The sequence below is a fragment of the Kitasatospora sp. NPDC089797 genome, from assembly GCF_040684795.1.
In the GTDB taxonomy this organism is placed as follows: Bacteria; Actinomycetota; Actinomycetes; order Streptomycetales; family Streptomycetaceae; genus Kitasatospora.
In genome coordinates this window covers 34,250-50,583 of sequence record NZ_JBFBGS010000031.1, presented here as the reverse complement: position 1 = coordinate 50,583, position 16,334 = coordinate 34,250, and the positions used below count along the sequence as shown (strand labels likewise).

Sequence of the window (16,334 nt, the reverse complement as noted above, 5' to 3'; positions counted from 1 at the left end):
GACACCCTCACCCTCCCGCCGGTCCCGCCGGCGGCCGCCCCCGGGGACGGGGTGCTGGCCGGGCTGGAGACCCGGGACGTCTCCGCCTGGTTCGGCAGCCGCAAGGTGCTGGAGCGGGTCTCGCTGGCGATGCCGGCCGGGGAGGTGACCGCGCTGATCGGCCCGTCCGGCTGCGGCAAGTCCACCTACCTGCGGATCCTCAACCGGATGCACGAGATGGTGCGCGGCGCCGCGCTGGCCGGCGAGGTGCTGCTGGACGGGGACGACGTCTACCGGCCGGGCCGGCGCCCCGCCGAGGTGCGGCGCCGGATCGGCATGGTGTTCCAGCGGCCCAACCCGTTCCCGGCGATGTCCATCCAGGACAACGTCTCCAGCGGGCTCAAGCTGGCCGGCATCAAGGTGTCCAAGGAGGAGCGCCGGGAGCTGGTGGAGACCAGCCTGCGCCGGGCCGGGCTCTGGGACGAGGTGTCCACCCGGCTGCACACCCCGGGTGGCGCCCTCTCCGGCGGTCAGCAGCAACGCCTGTGCATCGCACGGTCGTTGGCCGTCTCGCCGGACATCCTGCTGATGGACGAGCCGTGCTCCGCGCTCGACCCGACCTCGACCCGCCGGGTCGAGGAGACCATCGCCGAACTGCGCGGGCGGCTCACCATCGTGATCGTCACCCACAACATGCAGCAGGCCCAGCGCGTCTCGCAGACCTGCGCGTTCTTCCTGGCCACCCACGACACCCCGGGCCGGATCGTCGAGGCCGGGCCCACCGAGCAGGTCTTCGGCAGCCCGCGCGACCAGCGGACCTCCGACTACGTCAACGGCCGCTTCGGCTAGGCCGGGCACGGCCGTCGGCTGCCGGGCACGACCGTCGGCTGCCGGCGCGGCCGCCGGTCGGGGCCTGGGAGCCCCCGGGAGGGTCCGCCCGGTCAGGACGGCTTCAGCAGCCGCTCCAGCACCGCCGCGACGCCGTCGTCCTCGTTGCTCACCGTGTGCAGCGGCACCGCCGCCAGCACCTCGGGGTGCGCGTTGGCGACGGCGTACGCCGTTCCGGCCCAGGCCAGCATCTCCAGGTCGTTCGGCATGTCGCCGAAGGCCACCACCTCGGACCGGTCGATCCCGTGCTCGGCGCACCAACGGGCCAGCGTGCTGGCCTTGGTGACGCCGGGCGCGCTGATCTCCAGCAGCGAGATCGGCGAGGAGCGGGTGATCTCGGCCAGGTGCCCGGCGGCCGTGCGGGCCTCGGCGAGGAAGGCGTCCGGTTCCAGCTCCGGGTGCTTGGCCAGCAGTTTGAACAGGCCCTGCACCGGGCCGCCGTCGCCGAGGAGTTCCTCGGCCGGGCCGATCGCGCGGATCTCGGCGTCGCCCCACATCAGCACCTCGTAGCCGGGCTCACGGGCCCAGCCGTCCGCGTACTCGAAGGCGAACGCGGTGCCGGGCAGCTTCGCCCGCAGCGTCTCGACCACGGCCAGCGCCGTCCCGGCCGACATCGGGAAGTACTCGATCAGCTCGCCGCCGCGCCGCACGTCCACGATCGCGCCGCCGTTGGAGCAGATGGCCACCCCGTGACCGCCGATGTGCGGGCTCAACTGCTGCATCCAGCGCGGCGGCCGCCCGGTCACGAACACCACCTGGACCCCGGCCTCCTCGGCTGCCGTCAGGGCCGCGGCGGTGCGATCGCTGACGGTGCCGCCGGCGCACAGCAGCGTGCCGTCCAGGTCGGTGGCGATGAGGCGGGGGGCGCTGCGGGGTTCGGTCACCGGTCCATCTTCGCCCATCGGCGACGCCGCGGGCACCGCTCCGGGCACCGCCCCCGGCCCCGGCCGGACCGCGGCCGCCGGACATGACCGTAAGGACGGGTTCCGGCCCTTCGCGCGCCGTTTCCGGCCGATTCGCCCGGCTCCGGGGTGTCGCTGCGGCCCGGCGGGCAGGACTCCTCCCGGCCACCCCGTCGGCAGGAAGAGCCATGCCCACTCGCCAGCTCCGTGACGAGCCGCACCCGACCCTCCCTCCCCCGGACCCCGGGCAGCCCCCGGCCTCCGCCCGGGAGGCCCGGAACACCCAGGACACCCGGGACACCGTGGACGCCCCGGGCCCGCGGGCCGCCTCCCGCGAGCCGGTCCTGCTCGGCGAGGTCCTCTTCCACACCCTCGCCGAGCTCGCCCGCCGCACCCCGGAGCCGGTCCCGGGCCTCCCGGCCCAGCGCACCCGCCCGCACCCCTGACACCCGGCGGGGGCCCGACGTCGGCCCTCAGCCGAGCTGGGCGAGGCCCTCGGTGGCGATCCGCTCGAACACGTCGAGGTCGTTGGCGAAGATCGAGTCCGGCACCGGCCAGTGGATCACCAGCTCGGTGATGCCCAACTCCCGGTAGGTGCCGGCGAAGTCCACGAACGCGTCCAGCGACTCCAGCGGCTTCTCCGCCGTCGAGCCCTGGAGCAGCATCTTCTCCAGCGTCGCGACGTCCCGCCCCTTCGCCTCGCAGGCCGCCGTCAGCTTCCCGAGCTGCGCGGCGATCACGGCGGGCGCCTGCTCGGCCGGCACGTCCGCCGGGCCCTTCGGGTCCCCGTACGTCACCCAGCCCTGCCCGTACTCGGCGGCCAGCCGCATCCCGCGCGGCCCGGCCGCGGCCACGTAGAACGGCACCCGCGGGGTCTGCACGCAGCCGGGGATGTTCCGCGCCTCGACCGCCGAGTAGTACGTGCCCTCACGCGTCACCGCGTCCTCGCGCAGCAACTCGTCCAGCAGCGGCAGGAACTCCCCGAACCGGTCCGCCCGCTCCTTCGGCGACCACGCCTCCTGCCCCATCGCCGTCGCGTCGAAGCCCGTCCCCCCGGCCCCGATCCCCAGCGTCAGCCGCCCGCCGGACACGTCGTCCAGCGTGATCAGCTCCTTCGCCAGGGTCACCGGGTGCCGGAAGTTCGGCGAGGTCACCAGCGTGCCCAGCCGCAGCCGCTCGGTGGCCGTGGCCGCCGCGGTCAGGGTGGGGACGGCCCCGAACCACGGCTCCTCCCGGAACGACCGCCAGGACAGGTGGTCGTAGGTGTACGCGGCGTGGAAGCCGAGCTCCTCGGCCCGCCGCCAGATCTTCTGCCCCTCGCTCCACCGGTGGATGGGGAGGATCACGGTGCTCAGTCGCATGCACCCGACCCTACGCCGGGGAACTTCCGCGAGGGGCCCGGAGTCATGACGGGTGCCGGAGCGGGGAGGGGAACGCGGGCTTCCCCTAGGGGTGCGGGTGCCCGGCGTCATACCGGGGCACTAGGAGGCCTCGTCATTCCAGCTCATGGCCCCTGCGGTGCGGGCCCGTTACGTTGAACGCGTGTCCACTGCTGTCATCAAGACCGAGGGCCTCACCAAGAGGTTCCCCCGGGTCACTGCCCTCGACCAGCTCACCGTCGAGGTGCAGCCCGGGGTCGTCGGGCTGGTCGGGGCCAACGGGGCGGGCAAGTCCACCCTGATCAAGATCCTGCTCGGGCTCGCCCCGGCGACGTCCGGCCGCGGCGAGGTGCTCGGCCTGGACATCGCCACCCGGGGGGAGGAGATCCGCGAGCGGGTCGGCTACATGCCCGAGCACGACTGCCTGCCGCCGGACGTCTCGGCGACCGAGTTCGTGGTGCACATGGCGCGGATGGCCGGGCTGCCCGCCACCGCCGCCCGTGAACGCACCGCCGACACCCTGCGGCACGTCGGCCTCTACGAGGAGCGGTACCGCCCGATGGGCGGCTACTCGACCGGCATGAAGCAGCGGGTCAAGCTGGCCCAGGCGCTGGTGCACGACCCGAAGCTGGTGCTGCTGGACGAGCCGACCAACGGCCTGGACCCGGCCGGCCGGGACGAGATGCTCGGCCTGATCCGCCGGGTGCACTCCGACTTCGGCATCTCGGTGCTGGTCACCACCCACCTGCTCGGCGAGCTGGAGCGGACCTGCGACCACCTGGTGGTCATCGACGGCGGCAAGCTGCTGCGCTCCTCCTCCACCGCCTCCTTCACCGAGGCGACGGCCGTCCTCGCGGTCGAGGTCACCGACCACCCGCAGGACGCCGTCGCCGAGCCGGGCGCCGAGGTCCGCGAGCGGCTCGCCGCCGTCGGCCTGGAGGTCCAGTCGGAGAGCTCGCACCTGCTGCTGGTCCGGCTGGCCGGCGAGGACACCTACGACACCATCCGCGACACGGTCGCCGAACTCGGCCTCGGCCTGGTCCGGTTGGAACAGCGCCGGCACCGGGTCGCCGAACTCTTCACGGACGCGCACAAGGGAGGGACGGACGATGCCGCAGCCTCCTGACACCAGGCCCGCCGACACCGGTGTCATCCACGACATCGGCTACCGCGGCTACGCCGGCCCCCGCCTCGGCCGCGGCTACGCCACCCGCTCGCTCTTCACCCAGAGCCTGCGCGCCGCCTACGGCCTCGGCCGCTCCGGCAAGTCCAAGGTGCTGCCGATGCTGCTGCTGGGCGTGGTGACCGTCCCGGCGATGATCTTCGTCGCGGCCGCGGTCTACCTGAAGCGGCCCGAGCTCCCGGTCGAGTACGCCGGCTACCTCTCCAGCCTCGGCCTGGTGGTGTCGATCTTCCTCGCCTCCCAGGCGCCGGTGCTGCTCTCCCGGGACCTCCGGCACCACACCGTCCCGCTGTACTTCTCCCGCCCGATCACCCGGGCCGACTACGTCCGGGCCAAGTTCGGCGCCATGGCCTGCGCCCAGTTCCTGCTGATGGCCGCCCCGCTGCTGGTGCTGTACGCGGGCGCGCTGCTGGCCGGGATGGACTTCGGGCACAACACCGGCCACTTCCTCTACGGCCTGGCCGCCGCCGTGCTGTACGCCCTGGTGCCGACCTCGGTCGCGGTGGTGATCGCCGCGAGCACCCCGCGCCGCGGCTTCGGGGTGGCCGCCATCATGGGCTACCTGGCGGTGAGTTCGACGATCTCGGCGGTCGTGGTCGGCATCAACGGCAACCCGTTCAAGTCCCCGGACCCGGCCCAGTGGACGTCGCTGATCTCGCCGACCGGCCTGGTCGAGGCACTGGTCAACGAGCTGTTCGGGCTGGGCGGCGACGCGCCCGACCGGCGGCACGCCCCGGGCGGGATCGGCCTGACGGTGTTCGCACTCGTCGCCGCGGCGATGGTGGCGGGCGCTTACCGGATCCTGCTGCGCCGCTACAAGAACGTCTAGCGAGAGGTCTGAGAGGGCGGCATGGCCACCATCACCATCGACAAGGTCTCCCGCTGGTTCGGGAACGTCGTCGCGGTCAACGACATCACGATGTCGATCGGCCCCGGCATCACCGGTCTGCTCGGGCCCAACGGCGCGGGCAAGTCCACGCTCATCCACATGATGAGCGGCTTCCTCTCGCCGTCCAGCGGCGCCGTCACCCTGGACGGCGCACCGATCTGGCGCAACCAGCAGGTGTACCGGCAGATCGGCCTGGTCCCCGAGCGGGAGTCGATGTACGACTACCTGACCGGCTGGGAGTTCGTGCTCGCCAACGCCGAGTTGCACGGCCTGCCCCAGCCCGGCGCCGCCGCCCGGCGCGCCCTGGACCTGGTCGAGATGGCGTACGCCAAGGACCGCCGCACCGGGACGTACTCCAAGGGCATGAAGCAGCGGGTCAAGATGGCCTCGGCCCTCGTCCACGACCCGGCCGTGCTGCTGCTGGACGAGCCCTTCAACGGCATGGACCCGCGCCAGCGACTGCAGCTGATGGACCTGCTGCGCCGCTTCGGCGCGGACGGCCGGACGGTGCTGTTCTCCTCCCACATCCTGGAGGAGGTCGAGCAACTGGCCCGGCACATCGAGGTGGTGGTGGCCGGACGGCACGCCGCCTCGGGCGACTTCCGGCGGATCCGCCGGCTGATGACCAACCGCCCGCACCGCTACCTGGTCCGCTCCAGCGACGACCGCCGGCTCGCCGCCGCGCTGATCGCCGACGGCTCGACCACCGGTATCGAGGTGGACGAGCGGGAGCGGGCGCTGCGGATCGAGGCGGTCAACTTCCAGGGCTTCACCACCCTGCTGCCGCGGGTCGCCCGGGAGGCCGGCATCCGGCTGTACACCGTGTCCCCGGCGGACGAGTCGCTGGAGAGCGTCTTCTCCTACCTGGTGTCCGCATGACCGAGCGGACCTCTGCCCAGGACGTTGCCCAGGAAGGGGCCGACCGACCATGAACCCCACCGTCGCCAGGCTGACCCTGCGCGGGCTGCTGGGCCGCCGTCGCGGCGTCCTGCTGCTGGTGGCCCCGGCCCTGCTGCTGGTCATCTCGGCCCTCGCGAGCGGGTCGAGCAGCGATTCGCACAGCCTCACCGTCAAGATCCTCGGCCAGCTGGACCTCGGCACCCTGGTGCCGCTGCTGGGCCTGGTGATCGGGACCGGGGTGATCGCCACCGAGATCGACGACGGCTCGATCGTCTACCTGCTCGCCAAGCCGCTGCCGCGCTGGCAGATCATCACCACCAAGCTGACCGTCGCGATCGCCACCACCTGGCTGTTCGCCGCCGTCCCGACCCTGGTCGCCGGGCTGGTGCTGTACGGCACCAAGGACGGCGTGGCGCTCGGCTACACGGTGGCGGTGCTGGTCGCCGGGGCCGCGTACAGCGCGCTGTTCCTGCTGCTCGGCGTGGTCACCCGGCACGCGGTGGTGGCCGGGCTGGCGTACGCGCTGGTCTGGGAGTCGCTGATCGGCAACTTCGTCGAGGGCGCCCGGACGCTGAGCATCCAGCAGTGGGGCCGGGCGATCGCCGAGAAGGTGGCCGGGGACGCGGCGATCGGCGCCGACGTCTCCTTCGGGGCGGCCCTCCCGCTGCTGCTGGTGGTCACCGTCGGGGCGACGGTGCTGGCCTCGGTGAAGCTCGCCGGGCTGACCCTCGCCGCGGAGGAGTAGCCGCGGGAGCCCCGGCGCGGGGGAGCGGCCGCGGAAAGGCGACTGCTCCGGCCTCGGCGGGGCCGAGGACGGAGCAATCAGAAGGCAGGGCTCAGAGCGTGCGGTTGCGCCCGGCGCCGAAGCCGGCCGCGCCGACCACCAGGGCCAGCACCAGCATCAGCACCAGGGTGGCGTCCCAGCCACCGGTCAGCTGGTGCAGCGCACCGGCGCCGACCGGGCCGGCCGCGGCGACCAGATAGCCGATCGCCTGGGACATCCCGCCCAACTGGGCGGCGCCGGCCGCGGTGCCGGTGCGCAGCACGATGAAGGCCAGGCCCAGGCCCAGCGAACCGCCCTGGGCCACGCCGAGCACGGCCGCCGTCGCCCAGGCGGCGGAGACCGGGACGACCAGCAGCATCGCGATGCCGAGCCCGTTCAGGGCGGCCATGGTGACGGCCAGGGCGCGCTGGCTGGTCATCCGGCCGGCCATCAGCGGGACCAGGAAGGCGCCGGCCACCTGCACCAGGTTGGAGAAGGCGAAGACCAGTCCGGCCTGGCCGCGGTCCATGCCGTGGTCGGCCAGGATGGTCGGCATCCAGGCGACCAGGGTGTACACCAGCAGCGACGAGATGCCCATGAACAGGCTGATCTGCCAGGCCAGCGGGGACTTCCAGAGGCCCTCGATCGGCTTGCCGGGCTGGGCCGCGGCGGCCGCCGCGGCCTTCTCCTGCCGGGCGCGCAGCACCTGCGGCAGCCAGGCCACCGCGGCGATCAGGGCGAGCAGCGACCAGGCGCCGAGCGAGGCCCGCCAGCCGCCGCCGAGCGCGTGCTCCAGCGGGACGGACGTGCCGGCCGCGAGGGTCGCGCCGACCAGCATGGTGGTCGAGTAGACGCCGGTCATGGTCGCCGCGCGGTCCGGGAACTCCCGCTTGACCAGGCCCGGCATCGACACGTTCAGCACGGCGATGGCCACGCCGATCACCACGCAGCCCGCGTACAGCGCGAACACCGAGGGCAGCACCCGCAGCAGGACGCCCGCGCCGAGCACCAGCACCGCGCCGAGCACGACCCGCTCGGCGCCGAACCGGCGGGTCAGCCGGGGGGTGAGCGGGGCGCCGACGCCCTGGAACAGCACCGGGACGGTGGTGATCAGCCCGCTCGCGGTGGCGGACAGGCCGAAGGTGCGCTGGATCTCGGCGACCATCGGGGAGACCGCGGCCAGGCAGGCGCGCATGTTGAGCGCGACCAGCACGATGCCGGTCAGCAGCAGGGCGGGATGGGCCAGCCGGCTGCGGACGGGGAGCGGGACGGGAGCGGTGACAACCGGCTGCTGGGCACGGGTGACGGCCATGGGTGTGCTGTTCTTTCCTGACTGCCCGGTCCGGGGGAGCCGGGGGGTGGCGCGGGCACGGCGGGAGGAGGCCTCCACCGGCCGCGGTACGGACGGAAGCGGGGCTCGCGCCGTCCTACTTCCGGGCCGCGATGGCCGCGAGCAGCTGCTCGACGGCCGCGGTGGGCTCGGCGAGCAGCGCGCGACACGCCGTTTCGGCGCGGTCCGGGTCACCGCTCTCGATCGCGTCGACCAGCGCCTCGTGGGTGGCCACGGACGCCTCGGGCATCTCGTGGTCGCCGAAGGCGGAGGTCATCGCCTCGCGCACGGAGGCGCCGAAGTAGCGGTACACCTCGGCCAGGGCCGGGTTGTGCGCGGCCTCGACGACGGCGGTGTGGAACTCCAGGTCGTGTTCGACGGTGGCTTCGCGGGCGGTCCGCTCGGGGTGCCGGGCGAAGACCTCGGCCTCCCGGGCCAGTGCGGCCCGCATCCGCCGGACGTCCTCGGGGGTGTGCCGCAGCGCGGCCAGTCGGGCGCCCTCGGTCTCCAGCGCGGCACGGACCTCCAGGACGTCCCGGATGCCCGAGCGCTGGACGCCGCGGAGCACCGCCGCCGGGTCGCTGGTGGACCGGACGAAGGTCCCCTCGCCCTGCCGGGAGACCAGCATCCCGGCGTGCACCAGCACCCGGATCGCCTCCCGCACGGTGTTCCGGCCGACCTTCAGCCGCTCGGCGAGCTCGTGCTCGGTCGGGATCTGCGATCCCACCGGCCAGCTGCCGTCGGCCAGTTGCTCGCGGAGCTGCTCGATCGCGGTGTCCACCAGGGATCGCCGCCCGGCCGCGTGCAGGCCGTTGCCGTCGCCGCTCATACCGGGCCTCCCTTCGCACACCACTGATCGGTCATGGGTCATCCTACAACCAATTGCCCGGTCATCCTACAACCCCTGGGGTCCGGGTTTCAGCCGTCGGAAGAGGCGGGGGTGGCGGAGGCGGTGGGCCGGGCCGAACGGTCCTACGACCGGGTCGGGAAGAGCCGTTCCAGGACGACGGCGACGCCGTCCTCGTCGTTGCCCGTGGTGACCTCGTCGGCCACGGCGAGCAGCTCCTCGTGGGCGTTGGCCATGGCCACCCCGTGGGCCGCCCAGCCGAACATCGGCACGTCGTTGGGCATGTCGCCGAAGGCGACGGTGTCGGCGGCGCGCACGCCCAGGCGGCGGGCCGCGACGGCCAGACCGGTGGCCTTGGACAGGCCCAGCGGCAGCAGCTCGACCACGCCGGCCCCGGCCATCACCACGCCGACGAGGTCCCCGGCGACGCGTCGGGCGGCCTCGGCGAGGGCGTCGTCGGTCAGTCCGGGGTGCTGGATGTAGAGCTTGCTGATCGGGGAGCCCAGCAGCTCGTCGCGCTCGACCCGGACGACCGGGAGGTCGGAGCCGATCAGCAGCTCGTAGCCGGGCCCGGCCAGCACCTGGCCGTCCAGGCCGTCCTGGTTGGCGGCGACGGCCAGCGGGCCGGTCTCGGCCTCGATCTTCTCGATCGCGAGCGCGGCCAGCCGGCGGTCCAGGGTGAGCGAGGTCAGCAGCTTGTGCGCGCCGGCGTCGTAGACCTGGGCGCCCTGGCCGCAGACCGCTATCCCGGTGTAGCCGATCTCGTCGAAGACCGGGCGGGCCCAGACGGCCGAGCGGCCGGTCACCACGATGTGCAGCGCGCCCGCGCCGGTGGCCGCGGCCAGCGCGGCGCGGGTGCGCTCGGAGACGGTTTCCGTGCTGGTCAGCAGCGTGCCGTCGAGGTCGGTGGCGACCAGCCGGTAGGGCAGGTCGCCACCGACGGGCGATGCGGAGGAGGTCACTTGACCGGCTCGATGACGGTCCGCCCGCCGAGGTAGGGGCGCAGCGCCTCGGGCACGACGACCGAGCCGTCGGCCTGCTGGTGGTTCTCCAGGATCGCCACGATGGTGCGCGGGACCGCGACCAGGGTGCCGTTCAGGGTGGCGAGCGGGCGGGTCTTGCCGTCCTCGCGCATCCGGATCGACAGGCGGCGGGCCTGGTACTCGGTGGTGTTGGAGGTCGAGGTGACCTCGCGGTACTTGCCCTGGGTCGGGATCCAGGCCTCGATGTCGAACTTACGGGCGGCCGAGGAGCCGAGGTCGCCGGAGGCGACGTCGATCACCCGGTAGGGCAGCTCCAGCGCGTTGAGGAAGTCCTTCTCCCACTGGAGCAGCCGGCGGTGCTCGTTCTCCGCGTCCTCGGGAGTGGTGTAGACGAACATCTCCACCTTCTCGAACTGGTGGACGCGGATGATGCCGCGGGTGTCCTTGCCGTAGGTGCCGGCCTCGCGGCGGAAGCAGGACGAGTAGCCGGCGTAGCGCAGCGGCAGCTTGTCGGCGTCGATGATCTCGTCCATGTGGTACGCCGCCAGCGGGACCTCGCTGGTGCCGACCAGGTACTTGTCCTCCTCGGGGAGGTGGTACACGTTCTCGGCGGCCTGACCGAGGAAGCCGGTGCCGTCCATGGCGGCCGGGCGGACCAGGGCCGGGGTGATCATCGGGATGAAGCCGGCCGCGGTGGCCTGGGCGATCGCCATGTTGACCAGGGCGAGCTCCAGCAGCGCGCCGGGACCGGTCAGGTAGTAGGAGCGGGCACCCGCGACCTTGGCGCCGCGCTCGGTGTCGATCGCGCCCAGCAGCTGGCCGAGCTCCACGTGGTCGCGGGGCTCGAAGCCCTCGGCGGCGAAGTCGCGCGGGGTGCCGATCTCCTCCAGGGTGACGAAGTCCTCCTCGCCGCCGACCGGGGCGGCCGGGTCGATGAGGTTCGCCAGGGAGCGGAGCAGGCGGTCCGCCTCCTCCTTGGCCGTGCCCTGTTCGGCGTCCGCGGCCTTGACCTCGGCGGCCAGGTCCTTGGTGCGCTGGAGCAGGGCGGTCTTCTCCTCGCCCTTGGCCTGGGCGACCTGCTTCCCGAGCACCCGCTGCTCGTTGCGCAGTTCGTCGAAGCGGCTGCCCGAGGACCGGCGTCGCTCGTCGGCGGAGAGGAGGGCGTCGACCACGTCGACGTCCTCGCCACGGACGCGCTGCGAGGCGCGCACTCGGTCAGGGTCCTCACGGAGCAGGCGAAGGTCAATCACAGGGCCAAGCGTACCGGGCGGGCGTTCCTCCACCGGTACCGGTTTTCCCCTGGGGATAACTCGGCCGATCCTGTGGATAACTCCTGTGGGGAACCGACCCGGCCCGGGGCGGGGGCGGGTTATCCACAGGCCCCGCCCCGGGCCTGTGGATGAGCGGGGGTGATCAACACCCCTTCCTCGAAACCGGGGAATTGAGGTTTCAAACCCCAATGGACCTTCCCGAGTGAGGGAATTGAAGCACTCGCACGGGTGATTTAGAGGCAAGCGGGTGACTCTGGTCCGATTGGTCATCTCTGCGACGCAAACCGATGGTCCGACCGGTTCTGGGCAATGGCTATACCGGTTTGTCGACTCATCCCCAGGCCTGTGGATAACCTCGGGCTGTGGACAGCGGGAAGGCCTGTGGACAGCGGGCCGCGGAGCCGGAGGTTCCTGTGGATGACGGTACGGTCACCCGACGCACTTGATCAGGCCGGTCGATAACAGTCGGAAAAGGACAGAAAGACAAAAAGTGGCGCTCAGATGTCCCCGCGCCCGTCGAGTGCGCGCGAGAGCCAGTCGGCGGCCGCGGTGAAGTCCTCGTCCGAGGTGCCCGGCCGCCGGTGCTTGGACCCCTGCCGGTCGGCCCGCGGATAGGAGCCCAGGAACCGCACCTGCGGGCAGATCCGCTTGAGGCCCATCATCGCCTCGGCCACCCGCCGCTCGGACAGGTGCCCCTCGCAGTCGATCAGGAAGCAGTAGCTGCCCAGCCCCTCGCCGGTCGGCCGGGACTCGATCCGCATCAGGTTCACCCCGCGCACCGCGAACTCCTGCAGCAGTTCCAGCAGCGCACCCGGGTGGTCGTCCGGGAGCCAGACCACCATCGAGGTCTTGTCCGTCCCGGTCGGCGAGGAGACCCGGCCGGGCCGGCCGACCAGCACGAAGCGGGTGGTCGCGCTCTGCGCGTCGGCGATCTCCTTGACCAGCGGGTCCAGCCCGTAGATCGGCGCCGCGAACTCACCCGCGAACGCCCCGTCGTAGCGGCCCTCGGCGACCAGCCGGGCGCCGTCCGCGTTGGAGGCGGCGGACTCCCAGACGGCGTCCGGCAGGTTGGCGGCCAGCCACTTGCGCACCTGGGGCTGGGCCACCGGGTGGCTGGTCACCGTCTTGACCCCGGACAGCTCGGTGCCCGGCCGCACCAGCAGCGCGAAGGCGATCGGCAGCAGTACCTCGCGGTAGATCATCAGCGGTGCGCCGGCGGCCAGTTCGTCGTTGGTCGCGGTGACCGCGCCCTCCACCGAGTTCTCGATCGGGACGAACGCCCCGGCGGCCTCCCCGCCGCGCACCGCGTCCAGCGCCAACGCGACCGAGGACAGCGGCACCAGCTCCCGGGTCGCCGCCTCCGGCAGGGTGTGCAGCGCCGCCTCGGTGAAGGTGCCGGCCGGGCCGAGGTAGGTGTAGCGGGTGGCCGACATGACGCCTCCGTGGGGAAAGGGGTGCTGCACGAGCGGGGTGGTGCCGAAGCAGTCACCATAACGATTCCGCGGCGCGGGCATGAGCGCGTTCCGGAAGCCGGGACGGCGCGGACGGCGCCGTCCCGGCCTCCCGGGGCGGGGTCGCTACCCCTCCAGCAGTTGCTGCCCGAGGTAGCCCCCGGCCGGTACCCCCGGCGGCACCGCGTACAGCCCGCTCGCCTCGTGCCGCAGGAACCGGGAGAGGCCGTCGCCCCGGGAGAGCTTGCGCTGCACCGGGGTGAAGCCCCTGCGCGGGTCGGCCTGGAAGGCGAGGAAGAGCAGCCCGGCGTCCGGCGAGCCGTCCGGCAGCGTCCCGTCGTGGTACGAGAAGCCGCGCCGCAGCATCGCCGCGCCGCCGTTGCTCGCCGGCGCGGCCACCCGGATGTGCGCGTCGGCCGGCACCGCCACCCCGCCGTCCGGGCCCTGGGCGGAGAGGTCCACCGCGGTGCCCTCGCCCGAACCGGCCGGCGCGCTCAGCGGCGAACCGTCCGACTTGCGCCGCCCGATCACCCGCTCCTGACGCTCCACCGGCAGTTCCTCCCAGTGGTCCAGCAGCATCCGGATCCGCCGGAACACCAGGTACGAGCCCCCGGTCAGCCAGGCCGGCCCGTCCCCGCCGGCGGCGCAGAACACCTTGGCGGCGAAGCCGTCCTCGCCCGGCTTGGGGTTGTTGGTGCCGTCGATCTGGCCCATCAGGTTGCGGCCGGTCACCGGGCGGGCGGTCGCGCCGGGGGTCCGGGCGAAGCCGGCCGACTGCCAGCGCGGCGTCGCGGTGCCGGCCGCCAGCTTCTGCAGGGTCCGCAGGGCGTGCAGCGCCACCAGCGCGTCGTCGGCGCCGATCTGGACGAACAGGTCGCCGTCGCCGCGGGCCGGGTCCAGCGCGTCGCCGGTGAAGGCGGGCAGCGGTTCGAGGGCGGCCGGGCGGCGGTCGGCCAGTCCGGCCTTGTCGAACAGCGCGGCGCCGAAGCCCAGCGTGACGGTGAGCGAGCAGGGGCCGGCGTCCAGGGCGACCTGGTTGTCGAACTCCGCGGCCGGCTGACCGGTGGTCAGCCGCTCGATCGCGCCGGTCCAGCGCTGCAGCAGGGCGCGCAGCCCGTCCCGGCCGGCCCCGTCGACCAGGTCGAAGGCGGCCAACTGGACCCGCGCCTGCGCGGGTTCGAGGATGCCGGCCTGGTGCTCGGCCCGGAACGGCACCCGGCCGGTGCCGAGCGCGCCGTCGGGTGCCCGGTCGTCCGCGGCCGACCGTCCGGAGCGGTCGTGGACGACCGCCCCGGCCACCCCCGCCCCGGCGCCGACCAGCAGTCCGGCGCCGGCCGTGCCGAGCAGCGCCCGCCGGCTGAAGCCGGTGGCCGGGGCGGTGCCGCCGGGCCCGGTCGGTGTCGCCGCTCCCGCCGCTCCGGTGGCGTCCGTCGGGTCCGTGGTGTCCGTCGTTCCCATCGCGCTCACCCGACCTTGAACTGCTGGGTCGGAGTGGTCTGGTCGATGTCCGAGGAACGGATCTGCACCGAGACCACCCAGGTCCCGGCCAGCGGGAGCTGGGTGGTGCCGCTCCAGCGGCCGGTGCCCTCCGGGGTGAGCGCGACCGGCAGCGGGCCGAGGTCGCGGTCCGGCAGGGTGAAGGCGAGCTGCACCTCGGGGACGTCCACCGGCTTGCCGTCCGTGCCGTCCAGCGCGAGCTTGACCTCGTTCGGGCCGGTCCGGGCCGGGTTCAGGGTGACGGTCGCGGTGCCCTTGGCGTTCGGCGTCCGGCCCTTGGTGTCGTACGGCAGCTTGAGCTCCACCGTGCGGCCCGGCTCGGTCTGCGGGGCGGCCGGAGCGGCGTTCCCGGCGCCCGCGGCACCGCCCGCCTTGACCTCGCCGGCCACCCGTCCGGGCGGCGAGTTGGTGAGCATCGTGGTGACCGCCAGCACCGCCACGGCGACCAGCGCCTCGACCAGTACGGAGCGGCGCAGCCCGGCCCGGGTCGGGGTCAGTCCGCGGTCGCGGCCGGCGCTGCGCGCGGCGGCCAGCTGGCGCTCCAACTGCGCCTGCCGGAGCGGGTCCGCGCCGGACGCCACGGCGCCCACCGGCTCGGGCACCTCGGCCCGCTCGACCTCCGCGGCCTCGGCCGGGGCCGAGCGCAGCCGGGCCAGCCAGCTGCGGGAGATCCAGGCGACCCCCAGCATCACGACCACGCAGCCGGTCTTCACCAGCAGCAGCTTCCCGTACTCCGTACCGGTCAGCGCGCTCCAACTGCCCACGCCCCGCCAGGACTGGTAGACCCCGGTGACGACCAGCACGGCCACCGAGCCGAAGGCGACCCTGGAGAAGCGGTCCACCACCTCGGCGCCGACGCCCTCGCGCAGCGCGACCAGCAGCGCGGCCAGCCCGCCCAGCCAGAGCGCCATCGCGATCAGGTGCAGGATGCCGAACGGCAGCGCCAGCCAGACCTGGATGCCCACCGAGGCGTGGTCGGCGCCGGCCCAGGTCGCGGAGAGCGCCACCGCGAGCACCAGTCCGGCCACGCCCAGGCCGAGCCGGGCCTCGCGCTGCGGCCGCTCGACGGCCCGCTGCTCCAGCTCGCGCAGCTCGGCGGCCTCGGCGTCCTCCGCCGGGTGCTCGTCGGCGGTCGGGGCGACCGGCTTCGGCGGCTGCCCCAACTGGCCGACCAGCAGCGACAGGAAGATCCCGGCGGCCGCCAGCAGCAGCAGCCGGGCGGCCAGCGCGGTGCCGATCCGCTCGTCCAGGGTGGTGCGCACCAGCGACAGGTCGAGGGCCTGCCCGACGCCCGAGCCGCGCTCGTACGGGCCGCGCAGCAGCAGCACCGCGACGGTCGAGGTCAGCAGCGCCGTCCAGCCGGTCATCAGCAGCCGCTGCACCGGGCGCCGGGCGACCCCGGCCGGCCAGCAGACCAGGACGAAGGCGGCGACCCCGGCGAGCAGCGCGAACGCCGCGTAGGCGACGGTGCGTCCGGTCCCGTACAGGGCGGCGACCAGGGTGTCGGCCTTGGCGCCCTGCAGCGCGGTGGCGGACACCGAGGTGTCCGAGGGGGCGCCGATGGAGAAGGTGAACGCCCCGCCGACCGGGTGCGAGTCCTCGGAGACGGCCCGCCAGGCGACGGTGTACGTGCCGTTGGCGAGCCCGCTGTTGAGGCCGACCCGGGCGGTGTTGCCCTTGCCGTCGGCGTGCCCCGGGTTGCCGGTGTCCACGGCCTTGCCGGCCGGGTCGAGCACCCGGACCGAGTCGTTGGACAGCGAGACGGTCTCACTGAAGGTCAGGGTGACCGCCGCCGGGGCGGTGGCGACCACCGAGTTCTGCGCCGGGTCGGTGGCGTCCAGGGTGGCGTGCGCGGCGGCCGGGCCGGCGCCGGCCAGCATCAGCGCGAGCAGCGCGCCGAGCGTCCCGAGGAGCCCGGCGATCCGCCGGCGGGCGGTCCGGCGGTCGGTGGCCGTGCGGTCGGTGGCCGTGCGCTCGGTGGCCGTGCGCCGGGCGGCCGGGCGGTCGGCGGTCCCGCGGCCGCCGGTCGCGGGGTGCGGGAGTCTGCGGTGCGAGGCCTTCTCCATGCTGGC

15 protein-coding genes are annotated in these 16,334 nt (G+C 73.7%); 6 read left to right on the top strand and 9 right to left on the bottom strand.

Annotated elements, in window-relative coordinates; all coding sequences use genetic code 11:
• Positions 1 to 51 precede the first annotated feature (51 nt).
• Positions 52 to 828, top strand: coding sequence for a phosphate ABC transporter ATP-binding protein (locus tag AB0O91_RS24950; RefSeq protein WP_363437044.1), 777 nt, complete (start codon positions 52 to 54; stop codon positions 826 to 828).
• Between the two features lie 92 nt (positions 829 to 920).
• On the opposite strand, the gene AB0O91_RS24945 is transcribed toward AB0O91_RS24950, so the two are convergent.
• Positions 921 to 1,769, bottom strand: a complete 849-nt coding sequence (locus AB0O91_RS24945) for an HAD family hydrolase (protein WP_363436923.1) — start codon at positions 1,767 to 1,769, stop codon at positions 921 to 923.
• A gap of 188 nt (positions 1,770 to 1,957) precedes the next feature.
• On the opposite strand from AB0O91_RS24945, the gene AB0O91_RS24940 reads away from it, so the two are divergent.
• Complete coding sequence (locus tag AB0O91_RS24940; protein ID WP_363436921.1) at positions 1,958 to 2,215, top strand: hypothetical protein; 258 nt, start codon at positions 1,958 to 1,960, stop codon at positions 2,213 to 2,215.
• 27 nt (positions 2,216 to 2,242) lie between these two features.
• On the opposite strand, the gene AB0O91_RS24935 is transcribed toward AB0O91_RS24940, so the two are convergent.
• Positions 2,243 to 3,130, bottom strand: coding sequence for an LLM class flavin-dependent oxidoreductase (locus tag AB0O91_RS24935; RefSeq protein WP_363436919.1), 888 nt, complete (start codon positions 3,128 to 3,130; stop codon positions 2,243 to 2,245).
• Positions 3,131 to 3,311: 181 nt separating this feature from the next.
• On the opposite strand from AB0O91_RS24935, the gene AB0O91_RS24930 reads away from it, so the two are divergent.
• From AB0O91_RS24930 to AB0O91_RS24915, 4 genes are read left to right on the top strand one after another with little or no spacing between them, the layout of a single operon-like run.
• Positions 3,312 to 4,274, top strand: coding sequence for an ABC transporter ATP-binding protein (locus AB0O91_RS24930; RefSeq protein ID WP_363436916.1), 963 nt, complete (start codon positions 3,312 to 3,314; stop codon positions 4,272 to 4,274).
• Positions 4,258 to 5,160 (top strand): ABC transporter permease, encoded by a 903-nt coding sequence (locus tag AB0O91_RS24925; RefSeq protein ID WP_363436914.1) that lies wholly within the window; start codon positions 4,258 to 4,260, stop codon positions 5,158 to 5,160. Before AB0O91_RS24930 ends, AB0O91_RS24925 begins: the two co-directional genes overlap by 17 nt.
• Positions 5,161 to 5,181: 21 nt before the next feature.
• On the top strand, positions 5,182 to 6,099 hold the full coding sequence (locus tag AB0O91_RS24920) for an ABC transporter ATP-binding protein (protein WP_363436911.1): 918 nt from the start codon (positions 5,182 to 5,184) through the stop codon (positions 6,097 to 6,099).
• A gap of 49 nt (positions 6,100 to 6,148) precedes the next feature.
• Positions 6,149 to 6,865, top strand: coding sequence for an ABC transporter permease subunit (locus tag AB0O91_RS24915; protein WP_363436909.1), 717 nt, complete (start codon positions 6,149 to 6,151; stop codon positions 6,863 to 6,865).
• Positions 6,866 to 6,956: 91 nt separating this feature from the next.
• Here the strand turns inward: AB0O91_RS24915 and AB0O91_RS24910 are convergent, their stop codons facing one another.
• From AB0O91_RS24910 to AB0O91_RS24880, 7 genes are all read right to left on the bottom strand, one after another.
• The gene (locus AB0O91_RS24910) at positions 6,957 to 8,195 is read right to left on the bottom strand and encodes an MFS transporter (protein ID WP_363436906.1); all 1,239 of its coding nucleotides are present in this window, start codon (positions 8,193 to 8,195) and stop codon (positions 6,957 to 6,959) included.
• Between the two features lie 115 nt (positions 8,196 to 8,310).
• Positions 8,311 to 9,042, bottom strand: a complete 732-nt coding sequence (locus AB0O91_RS24905; protein WP_363436903.1) for a FadR/GntR family transcriptional regulator — start codon at positions 9,040 to 9,042, stop codon at positions 8,311 to 8,313.
• 143 nt (positions 9,043 to 9,185) lie between these two features.
• Complete coding sequence (locus tag AB0O91_RS24900; RefSeq protein WP_363436900.1) at positions 9,186 to 10,022, bottom strand: HAD family hydrolase; 837 nt, start codon at positions 10,020 to 10,022, stop codon at positions 9,186 to 9,188.
• On the bottom strand, positions 10,019 to 11,293 hold the full coding sequence (serS, locus tag AB0O91_RS24895; RefSeq protein ID WP_363436897.1) for a serine--tRNA ligase: 1,275 nt from the start codon (positions 11,291 to 11,293) through the stop codon (positions 10,019 to 10,021). The genes AB0O91_RS24900 and serS overlap by 4 nt, the downstream gene beginning before the upstream one ends.
• Positions 11,294 to 11,811: 518 nt before the next feature.
• Positions 11,812 to 12,747 (bottom strand): prephenate dehydratase, encoded by a 936-nt coding sequence (pheA, locus tag AB0O91_RS24890; protein WP_363436895.1) that lies wholly within the window; start codon positions 12,745 to 12,747, stop codon positions 11,812 to 11,814.
• 144 nt (positions 12,748 to 12,891) lie between these two features.
• On the bottom strand, positions 12,892 to 14,223 hold the full coding sequence (gene efeB, locus AB0O91_RS24885) for an iron uptake transporter deferrochelatase/peroxidase subunit (RefSeq protein WP_363436892.1): 1,332 nt from the start codon (positions 14,221 to 14,223) through the stop codon (positions 12,892 to 12,894).
• 5 nt (positions 14,224 to 14,228) lie between these two features.
• Complete coding sequence (locus AB0O91_RS24880; protein WP_363436890.1) at positions 14,229 to 16,328, bottom strand: FixH family protein; 2,100 nt, start codon at positions 16,326 to 16,328, stop codon at positions 14,229 to 14,231.
• Between the last annotated feature and the right edge of the window lie 6 nt (positions 16,329 to 16,334).